We start from the raw sequence: 465 nt of genomic DNA, 5'->3' as shown, positions 1-465 counted from the left end.
GGGTCGAGGCCTGGGAGAGTTGTCTGAGCACGTCTCCCATCTGCTGGATCAGCAGGTTGATCTGGCTGCCGAGCTGGCCGAATTCGTTCTGGCTCTTGAAGCCGACCCGCTGGGTCATGTCACCCTGGGTCACCTCGGTCAGTACCCGCAGCAGTTCCTTGAGGGGGCGGCGGATGGCCTTGCCCAGGGTAAAGGCCACCAGGATGGCGACGAAGATGGCGATGGCGATGCTGATCCCCTGGGTCAGGGTGCTCTGGGTCTGCACCCGATCGGAGGCGCGGATGCTGGCGTTCATCAACTGCTGGCTCTGGGTTGTGATCCCCTCCAGCTTGTTCTGGATGCTGACGATGAGCTGGCTCGCTTGCTTGCTCTGCTCGCGCATGGTCTGCTGCTGCTTCATCAGCGCCAGGTATTGGGAGAGTACACCTTCATTGGCCGTGGTGTCGCGCACGAAGCCATGGACGT

General features: G+C 61.9%; 1 protein-coding gene. It reads right to left on the bottom strand.

The features are described from left to right. Nucleotides 1–465 (bottom strand): methyl-accepting chemotaxis protein (locus tag JWG43_RS18060; protein WP_205244325.1); only part of this gene is annotated, 465 nt, incomplete at both ends.

This window comes from Desulfobulbus alkaliphilus, from assembly GCF_016918545.1.
Lineage (GTDB): Bacteria > Desulfobacterota > Desulfobulbia > Desulfobulbales > Desulfobulbaceae > Desulfobulbus > Desulfobulbus alkaliphilus.
The sequence above is the reverse complement of the archived record's forward strand: the minus strand, read 5'-3'. Positions and strand labels throughout refer to the sequence as shown.